This is a genomic window from Caulobacter sp. CCH9-E1, assembly GCF_001556515.1.
GTDB lineage: Bacteria > Pseudomonadota > Alphaproteobacteria > Caulobacterales > Caulobacteraceae > Caulobacter.
Window position 1 is genome coordinate 1 of the sequence record NZ_LSJA01000176.1, and the last position, 1490, is coordinate 1490.

1 protein-coding gene is annotated in these 1490 nt (G+C 67.4%); it reads left to right on the forward strand.

Annotated elements, in window-relative coordinates; genetic code table 11:
- Window positions 1-1490 (forward strand): acyl-CoA carboxylase subunit beta (locus AX690_RS10880; protein WP_066730370.1); only part of this gene is annotated, 1490 nt, incomplete at both ends.

Consider the following 1490-nt stretch of genomic DNA (forward strand, 5'->3'; position numbering starts at 1 on the left):
CAGGCCAAGGCCGGCGGCGGCGAGGCGCGGGTCGCCGCCCAGCACGCCAAGGGCAAGCTGACCGCCCGCGAGCGGATCGACCTGCTGCTGGACGAGGGCTCGTTCGAGGAGTTCGACATGTTCGTCGAGCACCGCTGCGCCGACTTCGGCATGCAGGACCAGAAGGTGCCCGGCGACGGCGTCGTCACCGGCTGGGGCACGATCAACGGCAAGGTCGTCTACGTCTTCTCCAAGGACTTCACCGTGTTCGGCGGCAGCCTGTCGGGCGCGCACGCGGCCAAGATCGTCAAGGTCCAGCGCCAGGCGATGAAGGTCGGGGCGCCGGTGATCGGCCTGTTCGACGCCGGCGGGGCGCGCATCCAAGAAGGCGTCGACAGCCTGGCCGGCTATGCCGACATCTTCCTGGAGAACGTCATGGCCTCGGGCGTGGTGCCGCAGATCAGCGTGATCATGGGCCCCTGCGCCGGCGGCGACGTCTACAGCCCCGCCATGACCGACTTCATCTTCATGGTGAAGGACACCAGCTACATGTTCGTGACCGGCCCGGACGTGGTGAAGACCGTCACCAACGAGGTGGTCACGGCCGAGGAGCTGGGCGGGGCCCGCGTCCACGCCGCCAAGTCGGGCGTGGCCGAGGGCGCGTTCGAGAACGACCTGGAGGCCCTGACCCAGGTGCGCCGCCTGGTCGACTTCCTGCCCTCGTCCAACCGCGAGCCGGCGCCCGAGCGCGAGAGCTTCGACGAGGCCTTCCGCGAGGAGCCCAGCCTCGACACCCTGATCCCGGCCGATCCGACCAAGCCCTACGACATGAAGGAGCTGATCCTGAAGGTCGTCGACGAGGCCGATTTCTTCGAGATCAGCAGCGAATGGGCCAAGAACATCATCTGCGGCTTCGCCCGGATGGACGGCGAGACCGTGGGCGTGGTCGCCAACCAACCCCAGGTCCTGGCCGGCGTGCTGGATATCGACTCCAGCCGCAAGGCCGCGCGCTTCGTGCGCTTCTGCGACGCCTTCAACATCCCGATCATCACTTTCGTCGACGTGCCGGGCTTCATGCCCGGGACCAAGCAGGAGTACGGCGGCCTGATCAAGCACGGCGCCAAGCTCTTGTTCGCCTATGCCGAGGCCACCGTGCCGAAGATCACCGTCATCACCCGCAAGGCCTATGGCGGCGCCTATGACGTGATGAGCTCCAAGCACCTGCGCGGCGACCTCAACTACGCCTGGCCGACCGCCGAGATCGCGGTGATGGGCGCCAAGGGGGCGGTGGAGATCATCTTCCGCCAGGAGGCCAAGGACCCCGAGGCCCTGGCCGCCCGCGAGGCCGAGTACAAGGCGCGCTTCGCCAACCCGTTCGTCGCCGCCCAGCGCGGCTATATCGACGACGTCATCATGCCCCACGGCACCCGCCGCCGGATCGTGCGCGGCCTCAAGAGCCTTAAGGGCAAGGAACTCTCCAACCCCTGGAAAAAGCACGATAACATCCCGCT